The following is a 22,448-nucleotide window of genomic DNA, read 5'->3' on the forward strand; positions in this document are numbered from 1 at the left end:
TCCATTTAAGGGGAGGAAGAAAGTGTGAATAGTTTACAGAAAATTCTCTTACAAAATAATGATATTCAATCTATTTTTGATGGGGTAACAGGAGGGCTGAAGGAGCAACTGGCCGCAGGTCTTTCGGGATCATCAAGAGCCCTTTTTATTTCGGCTGCCTATGAAAAAACAAGCAAGCCGATCATTGTAGTAACATACAACTTACTGCAAGCTCAAAAGTTATATGATGATTTGCTGCAATTTGTAGACGATCAAGAAGTGTATTTATACGCGGCTAATGAGTTAATAGCAGCAGAAATTAGCGTGGCCAGCCCTGAATTGCGTGCCCAGCGGATTGAAGTGCTGAATCATATGGTCCATGAGGCAAAGGGGATTTATATCGTTCCTGTTGCCGGATTGCGAAAGCTGCTTCCGCCTAAAGAAGTATGGGCTGGCTTGCAAAAAACCATTAAAGTTGGAGAAGAAATCGATCTAGACAATATGATTCATCAGTTTGTGCAAATGGGCTATCAACGTACAGATATGGTGTATGCTCCGGGGGAATTCAGCTTACGTGGTGGCATTATCGATATTTATCCGTTAACAATCGAACATCCTGTGCGAATCGAACTATTTGATACAGAGGTAGATTCGATTCGTACCTTCTCCATGGAGAATCAGCGTTCTATTGAAAATAAGTCTGCTATTGAAATCAGTCCAGTAACAGAAACACCTTGTTCTTCTGAGCAGCTCGTCATCCTATCGCGGCGGCTGGAGGAAGCTTTACAAGACTCACTAAAGAAGGTAAAGAAGGCTGAAACGAAACAGTTGATGAAAGAAAATATCAGCTTCGAGATCGATCGACTAAAGCAAGGGATAGCAATAGACGGGTTATCCAAATATACAGCTTTACTGTATGAGAACCCAATGAATTTAACGGACTATTTACCGGAGAATGGCCTTGTCTTTTTTGATGAAATCAGTCGGATCAATGAAATGAATGATTCTTTGCAGCAGGAGGAAGCTGAATGGTATGTTGCCTTGCTCGAAGAGGGGAAAATTATTCATGATATTAAGCTCTCCTATCATTTTACAGAGACACTATCAGCTATCCGACAGCCCATCATTTACCTTGCGCTGTTTTTGCGTCAGGTCGCTCATACGAGACCCGAAAACATTGTGAATTTCTCTTCACGGCCAATGCAAGATTTTCACGGGCAGATGAACGTGCTTCATGCAGAGGTGGAACGGTGGAGAAAGCTTGGCATGACAGTTGTATTTCTCGGTGAAAGCGAAGAGCGAATAGCTAAAATTCAGCGAGTTCTAGCAGATTATGAGATTGAAGCCACTAGTTCACTAGAAAAAAATAATATTATCGAACGAGTGGTACAAGTCGCTCGAGGCTCTTTGACAGCAGGATTTGAATTTCCTGCCCTGCATCTAGCGGTTATTACAGAACAGGAGCTTTTCAATAAGAAGCCAAAAAGAAGCAAGCGACGACAGAAACTGTCTAATGCAGAGAGAATTAAGAGCTATTCTGAATTGAAGCCGGGCGATTACGTGGTGCATGTGAACCATGGGATTGGGAAATATTTAGGAATTGAAACGCTCCAAATTAAAGGAGTGCACAAAGACTACTTAAATATTAAATACCAGGGAACAGACCAACTTTATGTTCCGGTCGAACAAATCGAACTCGTGCAAAAATATGTAGGTTCAGAAGGCAAAGAACCTAAAGTATATAAATTAGGTGGCAGTGAGTGGAAGCGCGTAAAAAGTAAAGTTCAATCTTCTGTCCAGGATATTGCCGATGATCTGATCAAGCTTTATGCAGAAAGGGAAGCAGCTAAAGGGTATGCATTCTCACCTGATGGGGAAATGCAACGAGAATTTGAAGCCGCTTTCCCATATGAAGAAACGGAAGACCAGGTTCGTTCTATTAATGAAATCAAAATAGATATGGAAAAAGAACGGCCGATGGATCGTTTATTGTGTGGAGACGTCGGTTATGGAAAGACGGAAGTCGCGATTCGGGCAGCTTTCAAAGCGATTGCTGATGAAAAACAAGTAGCGTTTCTTGTGCCGACCACTATTCTTGCTCAGCAGCATTTTGAAACAATGAGCGAGCGCTTTCGGGACTTTCCTGTAGAGATTGGATTGTTAAGTCGCTTTCGTTCTAGAAAGCAACAGACAGAGACGATTAAAGGCCTTAAAACTGGCACGGTAGATATTGTTGTTGGAACCCATCGCCTTTTGTCGAAAGATATTCAGTACAACGATCTAGGGTTGCTAATCGTGGATGAAGAGCAGCGTTTCGGGGTAACACATAAAGAAAAAATTAAACAGCTGAAAACAAATATAGACGTTTTAACGCTAACGGCGACTCCGATCCCGCGAACTCTTCATATGTCGATGCTCGGTGTAAGAGATTTATCTGTTATTGAAACGCCACCGGAAAATCGTTTTCCAGTGCAAACATATGTGGCAGAACTCAATCCGGCTTTAATTCGGGAAGCTATTGAACGAGAACTGGCCCGTGAAGGACAAGTGTTTTATCTGTATAACCGTGTAGAAGATATTGAGCGGAAAGCGGACGAAATTGCCATGCTTGTGCCGGATGCGAAAGTTGCTTATGCCCATGGCCAAATGACGGAACGAGAGCTCGAAAATGTGATCTTAGGCTTTCTGGAAGGAGAATTTGATGTTCTTGTCACGACAACGATCATCGAAACGGGTGTCGATATTCCAAATGTAAATACACTCATTGTCCACGATGCCGACCGGATGGGCTTGTCCCAGCTTTATCAAATCCGTGGCCGTGTCGGACGTTCTAACCGAGTAGCCTACGCTTATTTTATGTATCGCAAGGATAAGGTATTGTCAGAACAAGCAGAAAAGCGCTTGCAGGCGATCAAGGAATTTACCGAGTTGGGCTCTGGCTTTAAAATTGCCATGCGAGACTTATCCATTCGCGGGGCAGGAAATCTGCTTGGTTCTCAGCAGCATGGGTTTATTGATTCTGTCGGTTTTGACTTGTATTCTCAAATGCTGAAGGAAGCAATCGAGCAAAAACAAGGAACGGACAAACAAGAAACAGGCCCTTCGTTTGAAGCAGAAATTTCTATTGATGCTTACATTCCGGATACGTATATTAAAGACAGCCGCCAGAAAATTGAGATGTATAAGCGTTTTAGAAGTATAGAATCATTAGAAGAAGTGGAAGAACTTAAAGAGGAAATGGTTGACCGGTTCGGTGATTATCCACATGAGGTAGCAGATCTGTTTAAGGTAGCAGAGATGAAGGTATATGCCATAGCTGCTCAATTGGAGTTAATCAAGCAGGAAAAAGAGTCGGTATATATATTGATGAATGAAGCTGGAACAAAACAAATCGATGGCTCAAAAGTGTTCAATATCTGTAATAAACATGGCCGTTCAGTGGGTCTGGGCATGGAGGACAACAAACTCAAACTCACCATTGATATTAAGAACATGGCCACTAATACATGGTTCGAAATTGCCTTTGATATTATAAAGAACTTGGAGACGGCGAAAAAATAAAGGGAAAAACACAACAAAATGTATAGAACTTCCCAGATGATAAATAATAACAATCACAGGGGCAATATCATCGAGCTTGCATCGTTGAACTATTGTCAATTAATCATCTGAGGAAAGTGAGGCAACATGAGATGAAAGCAACTGGTATCGTTCGTCGAATTGACGATTTAGGTCGGGTTGTCATTCCAAAGGAAATCCGCCGTACGTTAAGAATTAGAGAAGGAGATCCATTAGAGATTTTTGTCGATCGTGATGGAGAAGTCATTTTAAAAAAATATTCCCCGATTAGCGAGTTAGGAGACTTTGCTGACGAGTATGCAGAGGCATTGAATGACAGTTTAAACACGGCTGTCTTGATTTGTGACCGCGATGCCATTATTGCTTCTGCCGGAGTATCTAAGAAAGAGTACGTTAATAAAAGTATTGGGGAAGTCATTGAAAAAGCGATGGATGACCGGCAGAGTGTTTTACATCACCCACAATCAAAGATCTCATTCGTGGATGGCCGTGAAGAAAAGGTGCAATCCTATACGCTAGCCCCTATTGTGGCAGGTGGCGATCCAATCGGTGTAGTTGTCATTTTCTCTGATGAACGCTCCATAGGAGAAGTGGAGAGAAAATCAGCAGAAACCGCCGCCAGCTTTTTAGCTAAACAAATGGAAAGCTAATCAGACAAGGAAGCAGAGGCAAAACTGCTTCCTTTTTTGATGGAGCAAACATTTGTTTGTATATAGATAAAGAGGGACTTTTTATTAAATTTCTTGCGCTTTTCTATGCAAATATATTAAGTTGGAAGCAGTATGTTTAGAAGGGCAGAGTGTTATATGTTGCCATTAAGGAAGAAAAATTCATTGATACAAGGAGCCGCCATTTTAACGATTGCCGCTATTTTCGTAAAAATCTTAAGTGCTGTATATAGAGTTCCCTTTCAAAATATAGTCGGGGATATCGGCTTTTATATTTATCAGCAAATATATCCTTTTTACGGAATTGCTAATGCATTAGCTACATATGGGTTTCCGGTCGTTATTTCAAAATTAATCGCGGAATCAGCAGGTGATGGGCAGCGCAGGCAGGAAGTGGTTCGACTTTCTTACTATGTAACAAGCTGCACGGGCATTTTGCTCTGGGCCGCTGTCTTTTTCGGAGCTGGATGGATAGCAGACAAAATGGAGGATCCTTCTTTGCGGCCACTCCTTCAGATTGTAGCTTTTTCTTTTTTACTGATTCCGTTTTTAACTGTATGGCGCGGTACATTCCAGGGTGAAGGAAATATGGTCCCGACAGCGGTTTCTCAGACAGTGGAGCAATCTGTCCGGGTTGGAGCTATTTTATTATTCTCTTATATTTTAATTGGAAAGGGAGCCTCTCTTTATACGGCCGGTGCAGGAGCATTTGCAGGATCAATAGCCGGCAGCCTTGCTGCACTGGCAGTTTTATTTTACTTTATAAAGAAGAGTGTTTCTATCTCTGAAAAAAAGGTGAAGAGGGGAAACACATTGGCTGGAAAAGAAATCCGAATGCTCTTTATCCAGGCAGCAGCTATTTGTCTGTCTAGCATAGGAATTGTATTGTTCCAGCTTGTCGATTCATTTAACCTATATAGTGGATTAATTCAATCGGGTATGGGCGAATGGGAAGCTAAAATGGCCAAAGGAATTTATGACCGTGGCCAGCCCCTCTTGCAGCTTGGCACTACAGCGGCTGCTTCTCTTGCTTTAACGGTTGTGCCACTCGTAACCTCTGTTTATCGCAGAGGGTTGTATCAGGAGCTAGATAGCTGTATCCAGCTGGCGCTGAAGGTTAGTTTTACATTTGGACTGGCAGCAACAGTGGGGTTAATCAATATTATGGGAGAAGTAAACACGATGCTGTTCGAAAATGGAAGTGGGTCGTTTGTTCTTTCGATTTTTTGTGCATCGATTCTATTTAGTTCACTTGCTCTGACATTGACGGGTATTCTGCAAGGGTTTGACAAGGATTTCATTCCAGCTCTCGCTGTGTTAACAGGCATTCTTTTTAAGTACATGGGGAACATTCTCTTTATTCCTCGTTTTGGAACAGCAGGGGCTGCAGCGGCTACGTTGCTCTCATTTGTTTGGATGGCGCTTTTTTTAGCCGCCTTTCTTCGAAAACATTGGAAGACAGCTTTCCTGAAAAAGGAGGCTGCTGGTAAAGCAGTATTTGCCGTTCTTTGTATGACAGGTGTATTGCAGGTTTGGAAATTACTCATAGGATATATCTTGTTTAAGGAAGCTCACAGCCGGCTTATTATGGCCGGGACGGCATTAAGTAGTGTCATTATTGGCGCATTTGTTTTTATTTATCTCATTTTTAAGCTAAAAGTGTTCACAGAAGAAGAGTTGCAGCAGATCCCTTTTGGCAGCCGGCTGAGCAAGAAACTTAGTTAGGTTGCCTATTTAAAAATCATAGTAGAAAGAGAGAGGGAACATGATACCATCTATTACTATTGCCGGTCTCGGAGCCGGAGATATTAACCAACTGCCGCTTGGCATATACAGATTGTTGTTACAGTCGAAGCACGTATTCACCCGTACCCTTGATCACCCGGTCATTAATGATCTTCAACGGGAGGGTGTCCGCTTCGAAAGTTTTGATTCTATTTATGAAAAACATGATCAATTTGAAGCGGTCTATGAAGAAATTGTTTCCTTGTTAATAGAGAAAGCCAAAGATCACGGTGCGCTCATTTACACAGTTCCCGGCCATCCTATTGTCGCAGAGAAAACAGTTCAGCTTTTGCTTGAGGCAGCACAGCCAGGCAAATTGGAGGTAACGATCGCTGGCGGTCACAGTTTTCTTGACGATCTGTTTGCCGCTGTTGGGGCAGACCCGATAGAAGGCTTTCAATTTCTTGATGGAACATCCTTAAGAAAAGATGATATTAACATTTTCCAACACATTGTCATTGCACAAGTATACGATGCCTTCGTCGCCTCTGATGTGAAATTGACACTAATGGAGAAGTATCCGGATGACTATGAGGTAACTATCGTTACGGCAGCAGGGAGTGGAAACCAGCACACCGTAAAGCTGCCTTTATATGAATTGGATAGACAAGTAACACTGAACAATCTAACATCTTTATATGTGCCGCCTGTACGGAAAGAAGAAGATACATATAAAGAATTTGCTGTTCTGCGACAAATTATCGCAACGTTAAGAGGGCCGGGGGCTGTCCTTGGGATCGTGAGCAAACGCACGAATCGTTAAAGAAATATTTAATTGAAGAAGCCTATGAGTTACTTGACGCTATTGATCAGCAAGATGATGATCACATCGTGGAGGAGCTGGGGGACGTGCTGTTGCAAGTGATGCTTCATGCGCAAATTGGCGAAGACGAAGGAATGTTCTCCATTGAAGATGTCATTGAATCGATTTCTAGTAAAATGATTCGCCGCCATCCGCACGTATTTGGCGATGCAACAGCTGAAAATGCAGAAGCAGTTATTTCAAATTGGCAAAAGATTAAGAGCGAAGAAAAAGGAGAAAGACAAGCTTTCCGGCTTGATGAAGTAGCGAAAGGATTGCCCGCGTTGTTGCGCGCCTATGAATTTCAAAAGAAAGCAGCAAAGCTGGGCTTTGATTGGGATGATGCCAATGGGGCCATGGAAAAGGTGCTGGAAGAGTGGCAGGAATTTCTAGAAGAAGTGAAGAATGAAGATAGCAGCAAACAGCTTGATGAATTCGGTGATGTTCTTTTTGCACTCATCAATGTTGCCCGCTTTTATCACCTTCACCCCGAAGAAGCGCTGGCTAAAGTAAATGAAAAATTTTACCGCCGTTTTTCTCATGTCGAAAAACGGGTAAAAGAGAGCGGCCGGCCATTTAATGATTTCACACTAGATGAGTTAGATGCATTCTGGGACGAAGCGAAAAATATAGGTTTATAAAGGGAGAGAGAAACATGTCGACAATGAGACTCGATAAGTTTTTAAAAGTATCACGTTTAATTAAACGGAGAACACTGGCAAAGGAAGTAGCGGATCAAGGAAGAATCACCATTAATGGAGTAACTGCGAAAGCGAGCTCTAACGTAAAAGAAGGCGATGAGTTATCTATTCGGCTTGGCCAGCGCATTCTTACTGTGAAAGTGGAAAAGCTGCAGGAAACGACAAAAAAAGAAGAAGCAGCTGGCATGTATCAGTTGCTGAAAGAAGAGAGAGTGAACGAATAAAAGAGAGAGTCAATGAATGAACGTTTAATGCCTATTTAGAAAGTGCTCAAAAGCTATGCTTTTTGAGCACTTTTTTATAAGATCTAATGCTTCCTCTATCTTTATTAACATCCGTCTAGGGTCTTTGAAACGTGTGTGCGTCTTTTAAATTTTTGGCTTCTCCTCATAGTTTTGCTATTGCTCGCATACATTTAGTGGCAAAGCTTGTACTTTGCAGTGAGGGGGAGAAAGATGAATCAGATGCATGATTCTACTAATAGTCGCTCAGCTGACGGTCATGATATTGTTATGCAAGGTAGAAAGATAATGGAAATTACTGGTGTCAAGCAGGTGGAAAGTTTCGACAGCGAGGAATTTTTGCTGCTCACTGTGATGGGAATGCTCGTTATTAAAGGTGAAAACCTGCAAATGAAAAATTTGGATGTAGATCGCGGCTTGGTAGCGATTAAAGGCCGCATCTCCAGCCTTATTTATACTGACCAATCCGCCGGGACAAATCAAAAGGATTATTCAGTAAGTTGTTCAAATGACATTAACTGTTCAATTTGAAACGTTGTTGTCAATGATAGCTATGGGAATAACATTTGGAGCCTTCCTCGACACCTACCAAAGGTTTTTAAAACGGCAGACCCGGCCGCGAGCCGTTTCTTTTTTCACTGACATTATATTTTGGTGTCTATTTGGATTGCTCATCTTTTATTGCTTATACCGGGTTAATTACGGTGAAATCCGTCTCTATCTTTTCCTCGCCTTACTTTGTGGTTACTCGGCTTATCAAGCCTTATTTAAGCGGCTTTACCTTCGGCTTCTTGAGCAAATGATTTTAGCGGTTGTAAATATTTTCTTATTTTTAAAGAAGTGCGGTTATTTTCTTATTATCCTCCCAATTAAGTTAATTATAAAGGCGATAGTAATTGTTATAGGTTTAATCGGGAAGACTTTGCTAGTCCTTGCCAAAAGTACCCTTTACCTATTATTATGGATAGGAAAGATTGTTTTTTCGCCTATTCTCTTAATTTGGCGCTTTTTTCCTGACAGCATAAGGAAAAGAGCAACCGCCTTAAAAGAGAAGCTGGCAGGATTTTTCTTATTAATCAAGAATAAAATTATGGATAGAGCAAATCGCTGGAAAAAATGAGCCGGGAGGAAGGGAAATGAGCGGTGTAAACAAACGGAAAGTAACTGCCTTGAAAAACGCCTTTGTCTTCAGCCGTGCGAGAAAAGATATGTTTTTAGCGAGACATAAAACAAAGCTGTACAGAAGGCTAGGTGCTTTCGTAGTTGTGGCCCTTATTCTTTCTGTCGGTTTGGGATCAACTCTTTTTTCACGAACGGCCCATCTTGAAGAACAAAAGCTTGAAAAGAAAAAAGCTGAGGCAGCTCTTGTAGAATTGAAGCAGCAACAAAAGCAGTATGAAGAAGAATTGAAGAGATTGGAAGACGATGAATATATCGCAGAGCTCGCCAGGAAAAAGTATTTTTTATCGGATGATGGAGAGATTATATTTAATATTCCTGAGTCAAGTGAAAGCAAAGGGAAAAGTAAAGAATAAGAAGGGGTATATTGACACCTCTTTTTTTCGTAATATAATAAAGGGTAAAGTTTGATCATTTCTAAGGAGGAACATTTTTTTTATGTCAATCGAAGTAGGCAGCAAGTTACAAGGTAAAGTGACAGGGATCACTAAATTCGGAGCGTTTGTTGAACTGCCAGAAGGCTCAACTGGATTAGTACACATTAGTGAAGTTGCAGACAATTATGTAAAAGACATCAATGATCACCTAAAGGTTGGTGATGAAGTAGAAGTAAAAGTCATTAATGTGGAAAGTGATGGAAAGATCGGTTTGTCCATCCGCAAGGCGAAAGACCAGCCGCAGCAACAGCAGTCCTATCGTCCCCGTCCAAGAAATAATGATTACCGCTCTAAAGGTCCAAGAGGAGGAGGAGGCTATTCGACTCCGAAAGAAAACTTTGAACAAAAAATGGCCCGCTTTCTCAAGGAAAGTGAAGATCGTCTGTCTACCTTGAAACGCCAAACAGAATCGCGCCGTGGCGGTAGAGGAGCGAAACGGGGTTAATTGCTGTCTATTTAACTATAACTATGAACTGATCGGAAACGTTCAGCAGCTAAAAAAAACAGCCTTGCAAGATATCATAAATCTTGCAAGGCTGTTTTTTATTGATTGGGGCAATCTAGTTGCCAAACTATGCCGAATTTGTCTTGAAGTTTTGCGTAAGTAGAGCCCCAAAATGTAGTCTGTAATTCCATATGAATAGTTCCCTCTTGTTGCAGCTTCCCGTATACAGATTGGATCTCTTCTTTGCTTTCAAAGGTCAGGGCAAGGGAAATTTGATTTCCTGTCTTTATCTCTTGTCCGGGAAACGTGTCTGAAACCATAAGGAGGAAATGTCCCTTTGCCAAACGGGCATGCATAATACGGTTGGCTGCTTCGGGAGGAGTGGGATAATCGGCTTCGCCAAATGTCTGAAGTCCTTGTATCTCAGCTTGAAAAGCCTCGGCATAAAAATTCAGTGCTTCTTTTGCATTTCCATTAAAAGTTAGATAAGGTGTAGTTTGTCCTTTCACATCGATCCCCCTTTTTTATCAATATTGAAACTATGGCTGTACGATGGCTGGCTGTCAATGCTAAATGGTAGGTAGAAAAACAATATAAAAAACCAGATTTTCAACAGACCGCTTGGATCTGTGAAAACCTGGTTTTTTTGCCGATGACCCGTACGGGATTCGAACCCGTGTTACCGCCGTGAAAGGGCGGTGTCTTAACCGCTTGACCAACGGGCCTTTATAATTAGTGATTCATTCATACTGCTAATAGATTTTGACTGCCTATTCCTTTGCAGAATACCAAAGCTATTCTCTAAAAGGTTCCTGTTGTATTCAAGTTTCATAGAGAGCAAAGTGAGTAGGGATTGCCAAAGAACGTGGCAATTAGTCTGCATTCCTTTAGAAACGACTGCTTTCGCTTTTTTAGTAGCGGCGGAGGGGATCGAACCCCCGACCTCACGGGTATGAACCGTACGCTCTAGCCAGCTGAGCTACACCGCCATGGGAAGTGAAAATTCAAGCACAATGACTATAATACTTAGGTTATAAGCTGTTGTCAATTAGTTTTTTTAGGGTTTATAAAAAAAGTGACTGTTCCTGTTGTCGAACGGTTTTTAGACAAGCCTTCTCTTTTTGACAAACTTTGAAAGGGTGGTTTTGTATAATGGCAGCAAAGAAACGTGGATGGGAGTTGTTAATATGGAGAAAGCGGAAAGAAGTTTGGCAGAGCCGGTCAATCATGTGGGATTGGAAGAAACAAAAGTGGAAGTGTTCAAGGGGCTTAAACAGTTTCTTACCCATTTGCAAGTGCTGTTGCTTGAAAAAGGGTTTATTTTGCTGCTCATTGGATTTTTGTTAGGCCGGGCATTGATACTGTCTCATTTAACGCCGTTTGGCCTGCCTTTTTTCGCTGCTGCTTTTATGCTAAGGCGTGATTGTGCGCCACTTGCTCTAATCGGTTTGCTTGCAGGGTCTTTAACCTTGTCCATTGAGCAAATGAGCTATTCCTTTTTTACAATTGCCGTGTTTCTCGTCGTCTACCGACTGCTAAAGAATTTTCATAAGGAAGATGCCGTATCACTGCCATTCTTTGTTTTCTTTACAGTCATGGCAGTAAAATCGGGATTTTCCTATTTTCAAAGCGGTCAGCAATTTGCACCCTATGATCTGTTAATGGCCGCGATTGAATCCTCATTAGCCTTTGTGCTTACACTTATCTTTATGCAGAGCATTCCCTTTTTATCACTCAAAAAACGGATAAAAGCGTTAAAGACTGAAGAGATTGTCAGCTTAATCATTATGCTTGCTTCCATTACATCGGGCACGATCGGCTGGTCGGTTTATGGTTTATCAATTGAACATATCTTCTCCAGATACTTGGTCTTAATTTTTTCTTTTATCTCTGGGGCGGCTGTTGGTTCCACTGTTGGTGTTGTCACTGGGTTAATATTTAGTCTTGCGAGTGTGTCCAGCTTCTTTCAGATGAGCTTGCTTGCTTTTGCTGGTTTACTTGGCGGATTATTAAAAGAGTGGCGAAAAGCAGGAGCGGCAGGCGGGCTGATTATCGCTACCTTGCTTGCTGGAATGTATGGAGAACAAGGGGTACCGCTCATGCAAACCTTATATGAATCCCTAGCAGCAGTAGCCCTTTTATTCTTAACGCCTAAAATCTTTACCGACCAGTTGGCTAAGCTCATACCCGGCACTGTAGAGCATTCAAATGAGCAGCAACAATATTTACGGAAGATGAGAGATGTGACAGCCAATAGAGTAGAACAATTTTCTGAAGTGTTCCAAGCACTATCAAAAAGCTTTTCCCAATATAACATTGAAGCACTGGATAATTACGAAGAGCGGGAACTAGACATGTTTTTAAGTCATGTTACTGAAAAAACATGTCAAACATGCTTTAAAAAAGAACAGTGCTGGACGAAAAACTTTCATCAAACCTACCATCTAATGAAAGATGTGCTTTATGAATTAGATGAGGGACAAGCAGGGTTAAGTCAAAGATTGTCGAGGGAGTTGGATACCCACTGCTTCCGCCCGGCGAGGGTAGAGGAAGCTATTAAACAGCAATTAACATACTACCAAGCAAACCAAAAGTTAAAAAAACAGGTGCAGGATAGCCGGAAGCTGGTGGCAGAGCAGCTGCGAGGCGTTTCTGAGGTAATGAGTGACTTTGCTGAAGAAATTCAGAGAGAACGGGAAAATCACTATAATCAGGAAGAGCAGATATTAGAAGCGATTGAAGCATTCGGTTTGGAGATTGACTATGTAGATATATACAGTTTGCAAAAAAGCAACGTTGACATTGAAATGAGTATTCCTTTTATTTATAACAGTCACGGGGAATGTCAGAAGATTATAGCTCCTATGCTTTCTGATATTTTAGGTGATAACGTGATTGTTCATAAGGAAGAATGTGAGGGAGGCCCTGCAGGTGTTTGTCATGTGATCTTTCGCTCTGCTAAAGCGTTTGCTGTTACAACAGGAGCGGCACATGCTGCTAAAGGCGGTGGATTAGTGTCAGGAGACAGTTACTCTACGATTGAGTTGGGGGCAGGAAAGTATGCCGTAGCGATTAGTGATGGGATGGGAAATGGAGAAAGGGCTCATTATGAAAGCCATGAAACTCTTCGCCTGCTACAGCAAATTTTAAAGTCAGGCATTGAAGAAAAAGTCGCCATTAAATCTGTTAACTCTATTCTTTCTTTGCGAACGACAGACGAGATCTTCTCGACTCTTGATCTGGTCATTATTGATTTGCAGGATGCGGTAGCAAACTTTTTGAAAGTGGGCTCGACACCAAGCTTTATTAAACGAGGCAGCAAAATAATGAAAATTGAAGCAAGCAACTTACCGATCGGTATTTTACAGGAATTTGAAGTGGATGTAGTGAGTGAACAATTGAAATCGGGCGATTTAATTATCATGATGAGTGACGGGATTTTTGAAGGCCCAAAGAATGTCGAGAACAAGGATCTTTGGATGAAAAGGAAAATACAGGAAATGGAAACAGAGGACCCACAAACGATTGCTGATTTACTTATTGAGGAAGTCATAAGAACAAGATCAGGAGAAATTGAAGATGATATGACAGTTGTAGTGGCCAAGGTAGAACACAACCTACCAAAGTGGACATCTATTCCAATGCAATTCGGTTTTTCAAAAAAGAAAAAGAAAATTTCTTAAAGCACTGAATTTATTTACAGAGAAGTATAAATTCCCCTCTTTCTGGCGAGGCTGAGGATAACTCGTAAAGGTTGGAGGGGTTACCATGAAACAAGGGACGATTAAGCAAATCTTACTGCTGACAGACGGCTGCTCGAATCACGGGGAAGATCCAGTTGCTATGGCTGCTCTCGCCCGGGAGCAGGGAATTACAGTTAATGTTATTGGAATTATAGATGATCATGCTACGGATCAGCGGGGACTTCAGGAAATTGATCAAATTGCTCTTTCGGGAGGAGGGATTAGCCAAACTGTTTGCACGAAGCAGCTTTCCCATACTGTTCAAATGGTCACGAGACAAGCGATGACCCAAACACTTCAAGGGGTGGTAAATGAACAATTAAAGAAGATCTTGCATAAGGAAACAGCGATGGAGGCTTTGCCGCCAGAAACTCGCGGTGAGGTAATGGAAGTAGTAGATGAGCTTGGAGAAACTGCTAACTTGGAGGTGTTAGTCTTAGTTGATACAAGTGCAAGTATGAAGAGCAAGCTTCCAACCGTGAAGGAGGCGCTCCTTGATTTATCGCTGAGTATGAACGCAAGAATGGGAAGCAGTCTCTTTTCCTTGTTTATATTTCCTGGGAAAAGAAAAGATACGGAGCAGCTGCTTGACTGGACACCAAAGCTTGAATCCTTAACATCGATGTTTTCAAAGCTGTCCCCTGGCGGTTTAACACCAACTGGCCCTGCTATTCGCGAAGCTATTTCCCGCTTTAAAACAAAACGAAGCCGGAAAGGCTGGTTATCAGATGGCGATGAATACATCGAAAAATCAGTTTAATATTCGCCGGGGAGCCGTCATACATGGTAAATGGCACAAGCAAGCCTATCTGGTGGAGCGAACGCTCGGCCAGGGAGCTACCGGTACAGTTTATTTAGTGAACGGAATGGATGGAGCAGCAGCGTTAAAGTTCAGTAATCCATTATCGATCACGGCTGAAATGAACGTTTTGAAGGCGTTTGCTAAGGTCCAGGGGTCTTCCCTTGGGCCTTCTTTATTAGATGCAGATGATTGGGAGAACAGTTATGGTGTGCACCCTTTTTATGTCATGGAATATATACAGGGGCCAACCCTTTCTGCTTTTATCCAGGCAAGAGGATCATCATGGATTGGTGTTTTGCTGTTACAGCTGCTGGAAAACTTACAGGCACTTCATGAAGCTGGCTGGATTTTCGGGGATATTAAACCGGATAATTTGATTGTGTCAGGACCGCCATATGCGCTCCGCTGCGTTGACGTTGGCGGGACGACTAAAATGGGGCGGGCTGTTAAAGAGTATACAGAGTTTTTTGATAGAGGCTATTGGCGTGCTGGTTCAAGAAAAGCAGAGCCCTCCTACGATTTATTTGCTACTGCAATGGTAGCGATTAATCTTGTTTACCCTGAAAGATTTTCCCGGAATGAAGAGGGCATAAAACAATTGGAAGCTAAAGTCAGACAAAAAAAGAATTGCAAGCTATCGCGCCGGTATTAATTAAAGCCCTGCAGGGAAGGTATTCTGCAGCCCAGGCTATGCGTAAAGAGCTGCTGGCTGCTTTAAGCTATGAAAAGAAAAAAAGCGAGCAAGGTCACATGCGATCTGCTGTCCGCAAAACCAGCGGAAGGGTTTCGCTTAAACAAAAGAAAAGGAAAGAGCGTGGGCTGTATACACTGACTGTTGTCTTGTTTGTCGCAGTTATCTATGTTTTATACGTACTGACGGAACTGCTCATTTAAACATTCGTCTTTTCTTTTTGTTTGTTTTCTTTAGAAAGTGTTAATATAGTCAGTAAAAAGAGCAGGAAGAGGAACAAATGCTGGCATATGAAGAGAACGTCAAACAATTTATTACTCGTCATCGGTTAATCAGCAAGGGCGACAGAATTGCTGTCGGCATATCAGGAGGGCCAGATTCATTATCGATGCTTTCGTATTTGGAAAGCAGACGTAAAAAGTTAAATATCCAAGTATTCGCTCTTCATCTGGATCATATGTTCAGAGGAGAAGAGTCTTATGAGGAGCTAAAGTTTGTTGAGCAATTCTGCAAGGATAAAGACATTCCTTTTTATGCGGAAAGGATCAATATTGGACAGGAAATGAAAGAAACAGGTGGAGGATTACAGGAAGTATCACGCCGGGTACGCTACGAATTTTTTGAAAGGGGAATGAGAAAGTTTGCTGCTAACAAATTAGCGCTTGCCCATCACGGTGATGATCAGATAGAAACGGTTCTGATGCAGCTCGTGAAGGGAACTAGCAATCGCACAGGCATCCCTATTCGAAGAGCGCTAGGAGAAGGAGAAATTATTCGTCCACTTCTTTATGTGAATAAAGAAATGATTGAGGAATACTGCCTGCATTATCAACTTAACCCGCGCCGAGATCCGAGCAATGAAAAGCCTGTGTATACCCGCAATCGGTTTCGTCTTGAACTGCTTCCTTTTTTAAAGGAAGAAAATCGAAAAGTTCATGAGCATTTTCAAAGATTTAGTGAAGAGTTGAATGAAGACAACAGAATGTTGGAAGAATTAACAAAGGAGAAACTAAAGAATATATGGCAAAAGAATGACAGTAATTGCTCCTTGGAAATTGAGGGCTTTCTGATGATGCCTTTGCCTTTACAAAAAAGAGCGATTCATCTAATATTAAACTATCTTTATAAAGGAAAAAAGCCCTTCTCCTTCATACATATTCAACAGATTTTACAGCTTTTAAAGGAAGACAAATCCTCATGGAAATTGGACTTGCCGCATGGGCTGAAAGTCTGCCGGGAATATCAAGTGTGTGTCTTTGGATTTAACACTTCTGAAAAAAGGGAATATGTGTTTAAACTGACTTATGAAAACAAGGTTTCCTGGCCATATGGAGGTCAATTTATACTGACTGACAACATTCCCAAAGTAACGGGCGAATATGAGTATATGATTCTTGATGAGAAGGTCAAACTTCCACTTTATATCCGTACAAGGAAACAAGGCGACAAAATTCAGCCAAAGGGCATGAACGGTTCAAAAAAATTGAAAGACCTGTTTATTGATGAGAAAGTGGTCCTTGCAAGGCGCGATCAATGGCCAATTGTGACAGACAGCGAGGGGAAACTGCTCTGGGTGCCCGGATTAAAGAAGTCTAGGCATGAAAAAGCCGACTCCACTGGTAACCATTTAATATTAATTTATATACGCAATCACTTCTAGGAGGCTAACAAATTGCTAAATCAGGATATTGAGAAAGTACTCATTACCGAGGAAGAAATTCAAGAGAAAGTTAAGGAGCTCGGTCTTGAACTTACAGAAGAGTATAAAGACAAGTTTCCCCTCGTTATTGGAGTTTTAAAAGGAGCCATGCCTTTCATGTCTGATTTAATTAAGCGCATGGATACTTATTTAGAAATGGATTTCATGGATGTTTCCAGCTATGGCCGTTCGACAACTTCATCAGGGGAAGTCAAGATTGTTAAGGATTTGGATACATCAGTGGAAGGCAGGGACATACTCATTATTGAGGATATTATCGATAGCGGTTTAACGCTGAGCTATCTAGTGGAGCTTTTCCGATATAGAAAAGCAAAATCCATTAAGATTGTAACGCTTTTAGATAAGCCAACGGGCAGAAAGGCGAAAATTAAAGCCGACATGGTCGGGTTTAAAGTGCCTGATGAATTCGTTGTCGGTTATGGCCTTGACTTTGCAGAAAAATATCGGAACCTTCCTTACATCGGCGTTTTGAAACCAAAAATATATACAGAAGCGGATAACGATTAAGAAAGGTTGATCAGCATATATGAATAGGCCGATCCGCATGTCAAATAGTTGTAATGCCAAGATTTTCTATGATAGTATTGAATACAGTATTTTTACCGTGGGAGGAGGTAAGGGATGAGCCGGATTTTTCGTTATACCATATTTTATTTACTAGTTTTCCTTGTCATTATTGGGGTTGTCAGTTATTTCAATAACAATAATGAACCGAATAAGAATATAACGTACAATGAATTTGTTTCTTATCTGGAAAAAGATCAGGTGGAAACGTTCTCCATGCAGCCGGAGAGAGGGGTCTACGAGGTTCGTGGACAACTGAAGGGTGCGCAAGAAGGTGAATTTTTTCTTACTTACGTAATGAATAGTGAGAATATGCTGAACCGCATTGATGAAGCGGCAAAAGATTCTAAAGTAGAAATCTTACCTGCCAAAGAGACAAGCGGCTGGGTATCTTTCTTCACGACAATCATTCCTTTCTTAATTATTTTCCTTTTATTCTTCTTCTTATTGAACCAGGCACAGGGCGGCGGCAGCCGAGTGATGAATTTCGGAAAAAGCAAAGCCCGCTTGTACAATGATGAAAAGAAAAAAGTGCGCTTTAAGGATGTAGCGGGAGCCGACGAAGAAAAACAAGAGCTAGTAGAGGTTGTTGAATTCTTAAAGGACCCGCGCAAGTTCTCTGAGTTAGGTGCAAGAATTCCGAAGGGGGTTCTTTTAGTCGGACCTCCGGGAACCGGTAAAACATTGCTTGCGAGAGCGGCAGCAGGAGAAGCGGGCGTACCATTCTTCTCCATTAGTGGTTCTGACTTTGTGGAAATGTTTGTTGGGGTCGGGGCTTCTCGTGTACGCGATTTGTTTGAAAATGCAAAAAAGAATGCTCCATGTATCATCTTCATCGATGAGATTGACGCAGTGGGTCGTCAACGTGGTGCCGGTCTTGGCGGCGGACATGACGAACGTGAACAGACATTGAACCAGCTATTAGTTGAAATGGATGGATTTAGTGCCAATGAAGGAATCATTATTATTGCCGCAACAAACCGTCCTGACATTCTAGACCCTGCCTTATTGCGTCCAGGCCGTTTCGACCGTCAAATCACAGTTGATCGCCCGGATGTAAATGGCCGTGAAGCGGTACTCCGCGTTCATGCACGTAACAAGCCGCTTGATGATTCGATTGATTTAAAAGCGATTGCGATGAGAACGCCAGGCTTCTCTGGTGCCGATCTCGAAAACTTATTAAACGAAGCAGCGCTTGTAGCTGCACGCCGTAATAAAAAGAAAATTGATATGCGTGATATCGATGAAGCAACAGATCGAGTGATCGCTGGTCCTGCAAAGAAGAGCCGCGTTATTTCTCAGAAAGAGAGAAAAATTGTTGCTTTCCACGAAGCGGGACATACTGTGATCGGTCTTGTGCTTGATGAAGCCGACATGGTTCATAAGGTAACCATCGTTCCGCGTGGTCAAGCTGGCGGTTATGCCGTTATGCTACCAAGAGAGGATCGTTACTTTATGACGAAGCCAGAGCTTCTTGATAAAATCACCGGTTTGTTAGGTGGTCGTGTGTCTGAAGATCTCATCTTTGGTGAAGTATCAACTGGTGCACACAATGACTTCCAGCGTGCGACAGGCATTGCCCGCCGTATGGTGACGGAATTTGGAATGAGTGACAAACTAGGACCGCTTCAATTTGGTCAGAGTTCTGGTGGTCAGGTATTCCTTGGACGCGACTTTAATAATGAACAAAATTATTCAGATGCGATTGCATACGAGATTGATTTGGAAATCCAAAGAATTATCAAGGAATGCTATGAGCGTGCGAAGAATATCTTAACGGAAAATCGCGAGAAGCTGGAATTAATTGCGAATACTCTTCTTGAGGTAGAAACACTTGACGCCGCTCAAATTAAACATCTCGTTGATCATGGCACATTGCCAGAGCGCAAGTATGAAGCAGATGAAGGAACAGAAACGCTGAAGCTTTCTAAAGATGAACAAGTTGTTGTCAATGTACAGAAGAAGGAAGAGCCTTCTCAAACGGACAACACAGCGCCTGCTTCTGGTGAAAAGGAACAGCAGCCAATTGATCAGGAAGATGATCCAAAAGCATAATAGAAAACGCCGATGAAAATCGGCGTTTTTTTTGCTTTATAGGAAATGATAAATTGAAACTCCCTCTATTTTTCTGTTTGTCGTCCGGCTTATGTATCTTTTGTTAAATAAGAAAAAAGGATGCAGTCAGCAACAGACTTTTTTAAAAAAATCCTTTATTTTGGAATGCGTGACATAATGATGTTACCGCTTTTATGTGATATGATGAATGGCAGCAATAAAAGTTTAAATGAGTGTGGTGAGAGTCTTGATATTTGTGTTGGATGTAGGGAATACAAATACTGTGCTAGGCGTTTATGAAGAAGACGAGTTGAAATTTCACTGGCGGATCGAAACGAGCCGCAATAAAACGGAAGACGAGTACGGCATGGTCATTAAAAGCCTTTTTCAGCATGTCGGAATTACTTTCGATCAAATTGAAGGGATTATCATCTCTTCCGTAGTGCCGCCAATTATGTTTTCGTTGGAGCAAATGTGTCAAAAATACTTTAATATAAAGCCAATGATCGTCGGTCCTGGTATGAAAACCGGTTTAAATATTAAATATGAAAATCCGAGGGAAGTAGGGGCAGACCGGATTGTTAATGCGGTAGCTGCTATTCATGAATACGGCAGTCCTTTAATCATTGTAGATTTTGGAACAGCTACAACGTACTGTTATATTGATGAGGACGGGCATTACATGGGTGGTGCCATCGCTCCAGGCATTACGATTTCTACCGAGGCTCTTTATTCAAGAGCAGCCAAGCTGCCTCGTATAGAAATCATTAGACCCGACCATATTGTTGGGAAAAATACAGTTTCCGCTATGCAGGCTGGGATATTGTATGGATATGTAGGGCAAGTAGACGGTATTGTCAACCGGATGAAGGAGCAAAGCAAAAAACAGCCGACTGTAGTAGCAACTGGGGGGCTTGCTCCTTTGATTGGAGAAGAAGCGCAATCAATTGATATTATTGATCCGCTATTAACGCTTAAAGGGTTATGTCTGATTTATAAACGCAACCTTTAAGAAGAAAGGAGTTTTCCTGTGAAAGATTATTTAGTAAAAGCATTAGCATATGAGGGACAAGTTCGTGCGTATGCGGTGGATACAACGGAGACGATAAATGAAGCGCAAAGAAGGCACTACACGTGGCCGACTGCTTCTGCAGCGATGGGCCGGGCGATGACGGCTGGCGTTATGATGGGAGCTATGCTTAAAGGTGAAGAAAAAATTACAATTAAAATAGAGGGAGGCGGACCAATTGGAGCTATTCTGGTTGACGCCAACTCAAAAGGGAAAGTTCGAGGCTACGTTACCAATCCACAAACCCATTTTGATTTAAATGAACACGGCAAGCTAGATGTTCGTCGTGCTGTTGGTACAGAGGGAATGCTGACGGTTGTGAAAGATCTTGGGCTTCGCGAACACTTTACTGGTCAAACTCCAATTGTTTCTGGAGAGCTGGGAGAGGACTTTACCTACTACTTCGTGGCATCCGAACAAGTTCCGTCATCTGTAGGGGTTGGAGTATTGGTTAATCCGGATAACTCGATCTTAGCGGCTGGGGGTTTGTAATTCAAATTATGCCTGGAGCTGAGGAAGAGGTAATCTCTACGATTGAGGAAAAGATTTCGAGCATGACCCCGATTTCTAAATTGATCGAAAAGGGACTGTCTCCTGAAGAGATCCTTTATTATATTTTAGGAGAAGAAAATGTAAAAATCCTTGATCATATGCCAGTTGGCTTTGAGTGCACTTGCTCAAAAGAGCGGTTTGGCAATGCCATTATCAGCCTTGGAAAAGAGGAAATCCAGGAAATGATCGATGAGGATGGTCAAGCAGAAGCACAATGCCATTTCTGTAACGAAAAATATCTTTTCACAAAAGATGAGCTTGAGGAATTAAAAGCAGCAGCTTCTATTTAATTGAATCAAATTGAAAAAACCTGCTGACAAAAAAGTTTTGCAGGTTTTTTATAATTAACACGTATATTAAAAAGTAAAACGATTGACTTTTAATAAAAAGATTGGTAAATTCTATATAACCAATAAAAATACTTGGTATTGAGGTGGATAAAATGGTACGTGTAGCAAATTCAGTAGCTGAATTAGTCGGTCAAACTCCAATTGTTAAATTGAATAACGTAGTAAATGAAAACAGTGCAGATGTATATTTAAAGCTGGAATATATGAATCCTGGAAGCAGTGTAAAAGATCGGATTGCCCTTGCAATGATTACGGAGGCAGAGGAGAGCGGTAATCTTCAAGAAGGCGGAACAATCATTGAGCCAACGAGCGGTAACACTGGAATAGGATTGGCAATGATCGCAGCGGCAAAAGGGTATCGTGCTATCCTTGTTATGCCAGAAACTATGAGTATGGAGCGTCGCAATCTGCTTCGTGCTTATGGTGCTGAACTTGTATTAACGCCTGGCTCTGAAGGAATGAACGGAGCTATTCGCAAAGCAAAAGAACTGGCTGAAGAGAATGGCTACTTTATGCCTCAACAATTTGAAAATGAAGCAAATCCAGAGATTCACCGAAAAACAACAGGAAAAGAAATTGTTGAGCAAATGGATCAAGTGGATGCTTTCATTTCTGGTATCGGTACAGGTGGAACGATTACTGGAGCCGGTCAAGTGCTGAAAGAAAAGTTCCCTGAAGTAAAAGTGTATGCAGTAGAGCCAGCGGATTCTCCAGTTCTCTCTGGAGGAAAGCCGGGACCTCACAAAATACAAGGAATTGGAGCAGGCTTTGTTCCAAAAGTACTGGATACAGACGTATATGATGAAGTCATTAAAATTACAAATGATGAAGCCTTTGAAACGGCCCGAAAAGTAGCTCGTGAAGAAGGGATTTTAGGTGGAATATCATCTGGAGCAGCCGTAGCTGCCGCCTTGCAAGTAGCGGAAAAGCTTGGGAAAGGTAAGAAAGTGCTGGCAATCATTCCTAGTAACGGAGAACGCTATTTAAGTACCCCGTTGTATAACTTTGAAGAAAATTAATTAAATGAATTGAAAAGCAGACTGAGAAATCAGTCTGTTTTTATTTTTGTATCGTTTAGGCATGTT

Annotated in this window: 17 protein-coding genes, 2 tRNA genes and 3 pseudogenes; 19 read left to right on the forward strand and 3 right to left on the reverse strand. The window is 41.8% G+C overall.

What is annotated here, in order from left to right:
* Positions 1-24 precede the first annotated feature (24 nt).
* The 9 genes and pseudogenes from mfd to CJ483_RS13905 all read left to right on the forward strand — a co-directional run bounded on the left by mfd (position 25) and on the right by CJ483_RS13905 (position 9,817).
* Positions 25-3,540, forward strand: coding sequence for a transcription-repair coupling factor (gene mfd, locus CJ483_RS13865; RefSeq protein WP_120035814.1), 3,516 nt, complete (start codon positions 25-27; stop codon positions 3,538-3,540).
* Positions 3,541-3,671: 131 nt separating this feature from the next.
* Positions 3,672-4,208, forward strand: a complete 537-nt coding sequence (gene spoVT, locus CJ483_RS13870; protein WP_120035815.1) for a stage V sporulation protein T — start codon at positions 3,672-3,674, stop codon at positions 4,206-4,208.
* 156 nt (positions 4,209-4,364) lie between these two features.
* Complete coding sequence (locus CJ483_RS13875; protein ID WP_182917057.1) at positions 4,365-5,951, forward strand: putative polysaccharide biosynthesis protein; 1,587 nt, start codon at positions 4,365-4,367, stop codon at positions 5,949-5,951.
* 40 nt (positions 5,952-5,991) lie between these two features.
* Positions 5,992-7,454, forward strand: a pseudogene (gene yabN, locus CJ483_RS13880) (bifunctional methyltransferase/pyrophosphohydrolase YabN).
* A 23-nt stretch (positions 7,455-7,477) separates the two neighbouring features.
* On the forward strand, positions 7,478-7,738 hold the full coding sequence (locus CJ483_RS13885) for an RNA-binding S4 domain-containing protein (RefSeq protein WP_120038038.1): 261 nt from the start codon (positions 7,478-7,480) through the stop codon (positions 7,736-7,738).
* Positions 7,739-7,969: 231 nt separating this feature from the next.
* A pseudogene (gene yabP, locus CJ483_RS13890) lies at positions 7,970-8,268 on the forward strand (sporulation protein YabP).
* Between the two features lie 32 nt (positions 8,269-8,300).
* Complete coding sequence (gene yabQ, locus CJ483_RS25810; protein WP_481747743.1) at positions 8,301-8,876, forward strand: spore cortex biosynthesis protein YabQ; 576 nt, start codon at positions 8,301-8,303, stop codon at positions 8,874-8,876.
* Positions 8,877-8,892: 16 nt separating this feature from the next.
* Entirely contained in the window at positions 8,893-9,291 is a 399-nt protein-coding gene (locus CJ483_RS13900) for an FtsB family cell division protein (protein WP_120035818.1), read from the forward strand.
* Positions 9,292-9,373: 82 nt separating this feature from the next.
* Positions 9,374-9,817 carry a S1 domain-containing RNA-binding protein gene (locus CJ483_RS13905; RefSeq protein WP_120035819.1) on the forward strand — a complete coding sequence of 148 codons (444 nt, stop codon included), beginning with the start codon at positions 9,374-9,376 and terminating at the stop codon, positions 9,815-9,817.
* A gap of 98 nt (positions 9,818-9,915) precedes the next feature.
* Here CJ483_RS13905 and CJ483_RS13910 read toward each other — a convergent pair whose 3' ends face one another.
* The 3 genes from CJ483_RS13910 to CJ483_RS13920 all read right to left on the reverse strand — a co-directional run bounded on the left by CJ483_RS13910 (position 9,916) and on the right by CJ483_RS13920 (position 10,806).
* Entirely contained in the window at positions 9,916-10,326 is a 411-nt protein-coding gene (locus CJ483_RS13910) for a VOC family protein (RefSeq protein WP_120035820.1), read from the reverse strand.
* Between the two features lie 144 nt (positions 10,327-10,470).
* Positions 10,471-10,542: transfer RNA gene (locus tag CJ483_RS13915), tRNA-Glu, on the reverse strand.
* 190 nt (positions 10,543-10,732) lie between these two features.
* Positions 10,733-10,806, reverse strand: a tRNA-Met gene (locus CJ483_RS13920).
* A gap of 198 nt (positions 10,807-11,004) precedes the next feature.
* On the opposite strand from CJ483_RS13920, the gene spoIIE reads away from it, so the two are divergent.
* From spoIIE to cysK, 10 genes and pseudogenes are all read left to right on the forward strand, one after another.
* The gene (gene spoIIE / locus CJ483_RS13925; RefSeq protein WP_120035821.1) at positions 11,005-13,500 is read left to right on the forward strand and encodes a stage II sporulation protein E; all 2,496 of its coding nucleotides are present in this window, start codon (positions 11,005-11,007) and stop codon (positions 13,498-13,500) included.
* Positions 13,501-13,585: 85 nt separating this feature from the next.
* On the forward strand, positions 13,586-14,320 hold the full coding sequence (locus tag CJ483_RS13930; protein WP_120035822.1) for a VWA domain-containing protein: 735 nt from the start codon (positions 13,586-13,588) through the stop codon (positions 14,318-14,320).
* Positions 14,289-15,014, forward strand: a complete 726-nt coding sequence (locus CJ483_RS13935) for a protein kinase domain-containing protein (RefSeq protein WP_342754145.1) — start codon at positions 14,289-14,291, stop codon at positions 15,012-15,014. The genes CJ483_RS13930 and CJ483_RS13935 overlap by 32 nt, the downstream gene beginning before the upstream one ends.
* A 38-nt stretch (positions 15,015-15,052) precedes the next feature.
* Positions 15,053-15,256, forward strand: a complete 204-nt coding sequence (locus CJ483_RS25505; protein WP_342754147.1) for a hypothetical protein — start codon at positions 15,053-15,055, stop codon at positions 15,254-15,256.
* A gap of 77 nt (positions 15,257-15,333) precedes the next feature.
* Positions 15,334-16,713 carry a tRNA lysidine(34) synthetase TilS gene (gene tilS, locus CJ483_RS13940; protein ID WP_120035823.1) on the forward strand — a complete coding sequence of 460 codons (1,380 nt, stop codon included), beginning with the start codon at positions 15,334-15,336 and terminating at the stop codon, positions 16,711-16,713.
* Between the two features lie 12 nt (positions 16,714-16,725).
* Positions 16,726-17,280, forward strand: a complete 555-nt coding sequence (hpt, locus tag CJ483_RS13945) for a hypoxanthine phosphoribosyltransferase (protein ID WP_120035824.1) — start codon at positions 16,726-16,728, stop codon at positions 17,278-17,280.
* Between the two features lie 114 nt (positions 17,281-17,394).
* Positions 17,395-19,392: an ATP-dependent zinc metalloprotease FtsH gene (ftsH, locus tag CJ483_RS13950; RefSeq protein WP_120035825.1), complete on the forward strand. Its 1,998-nt coding sequence runs from the start codon at positions 17,395-17,397 to the stop codon at positions 19,390-19,392.
* Positions 19,393-19,639: 247 nt separating this feature from the next.
* A complete protein-coding gene (locus tag CJ483_RS13955) occupies positions 19,640-20,404 on the forward strand; it encodes a type III pantothenate kinase (protein WP_120035826.1) in 765 nt (254 codons plus the stop codon).
* 18 nt (positions 20,405-20,422) lie between these two features.
* A pseudogene (gene hslO / locus CJ483_RS13960) lies at positions 20,423-21,303 on the forward strand (Hsp33 family molecular chaperone HslO).
* Positions 21,304-21,455: 152 nt separating this feature from the next.
* Complete coding sequence (cysK, locus tag CJ483_RS13965) at positions 21,456-22,382, forward strand: cysteine synthase A (RefSeq protein WP_120035827.1); 927 nt, start codon at positions 21,456-21,458, stop codon at positions 22,380-22,382.
* Positions 22,383-22,448 lie beyond the last annotated feature (66 nt).

The organism is Bacillus sp. PK3_68, assembly GCF_003600835.1.
Lineage (GTDB): Bacteria > Bacillota > Bacilli > Bacillales > Domibacillaceae > Pseudobacillus.

What these genes read in the sequence shown, in the direction of transcription:
- spoVT (WP_120035815.1), top strand. Translation starts at nt 3,672, where the DNA reads ATGAAAGCAACTGGTATCGTTCGTCGAATTGACGATTTAGGTCGGGTT.
- CJ483_RS13875 (WP_182917057.1), top strand. Translation starts at nt 4,365, where the DNA reads ATGTTGCCATTAAGGAAGAAAAATTCATTGATACAAGGAGCCGCCATT.
- CJ483_RS13885 (WP_120038038.1), top strand. Translation starts at nt 7,478, where the DNA reads ATGAGACTCGATAAGTTTTTAAAAGTATCACGTTTAATTAAACGGAGA.
- yabQ (WP_481747743.1), top strand. Translation starts at nt 8,301, where the DNA reads ATGATAGCTATGGGAATAACATTTGGAGCCTTCCTCGACACCTACCAA.
- CJ483_RS13900 (WP_120035818.1), top strand. Translation starts at nt 8,893, where the DNA reads ATGAGCGGTGTAAACAAACGGAAAGTAACTGCCTTGAAAAACGCCTTT.
- CJ483_RS13905 (WP_120035819.1), top strand. Translation starts at nt 9,374, where the DNA reads ATGTCAATCGAAGTAGGCAGCAAGTTACAAGGTAAAGTGACAGGGATC.
- spoIIE (WP_120035821.1), top strand. Translation starts at nt 11,005, where the DNA reads ATGGAGAAAGCGGAAAGAAGTTTGGCAGAGCCGGTCAATCATGTGGGA.
- CJ483_RS13930 (WP_120035822.1), top strand. Translation starts at nt 13,586, where the DNA reads ATGAAACAAGGGACGATTAAGCAAATCTTACTGCTGACAGACGGCTGC.
- CJ483_RS13935 (WP_342754145.1), top strand. Translation starts at nt 14,289, where the DNA reads ATGGCGATGAATACATCGAAAAATCAGTTTAATATTCGCCGGGGAGCC.
- CJ483_RS25505 (WP_342754147.1), top strand. Translation starts at nt 15,053, where the DNA reads ATGCGTAAAGAGCTGCTGGCTGCTTTAAGCTATGAAAAGAAAAAAAGC.
- tilS (WP_120035823.1), top strand. Translation starts at nt 15,334, where the DNA reads ATGCTGGCATATGAAGAGAACGTCAAACAATTTATTACTCGTCATCGG.
- ftsH (WP_120035825.1), top strand. Translation starts at nt 17,395, where the DNA reads ATGAGCCGGATTTTTCGTTATACCATATTTTATTTACTAGTTTTCCTT.
- cysK (WP_120035827.1), top strand. Translation starts at nt 21,456, where the DNA reads ATGGTACGTGTAGCAAATTCAGTAGCTGAATTAGTCGGTCAAACTCCA.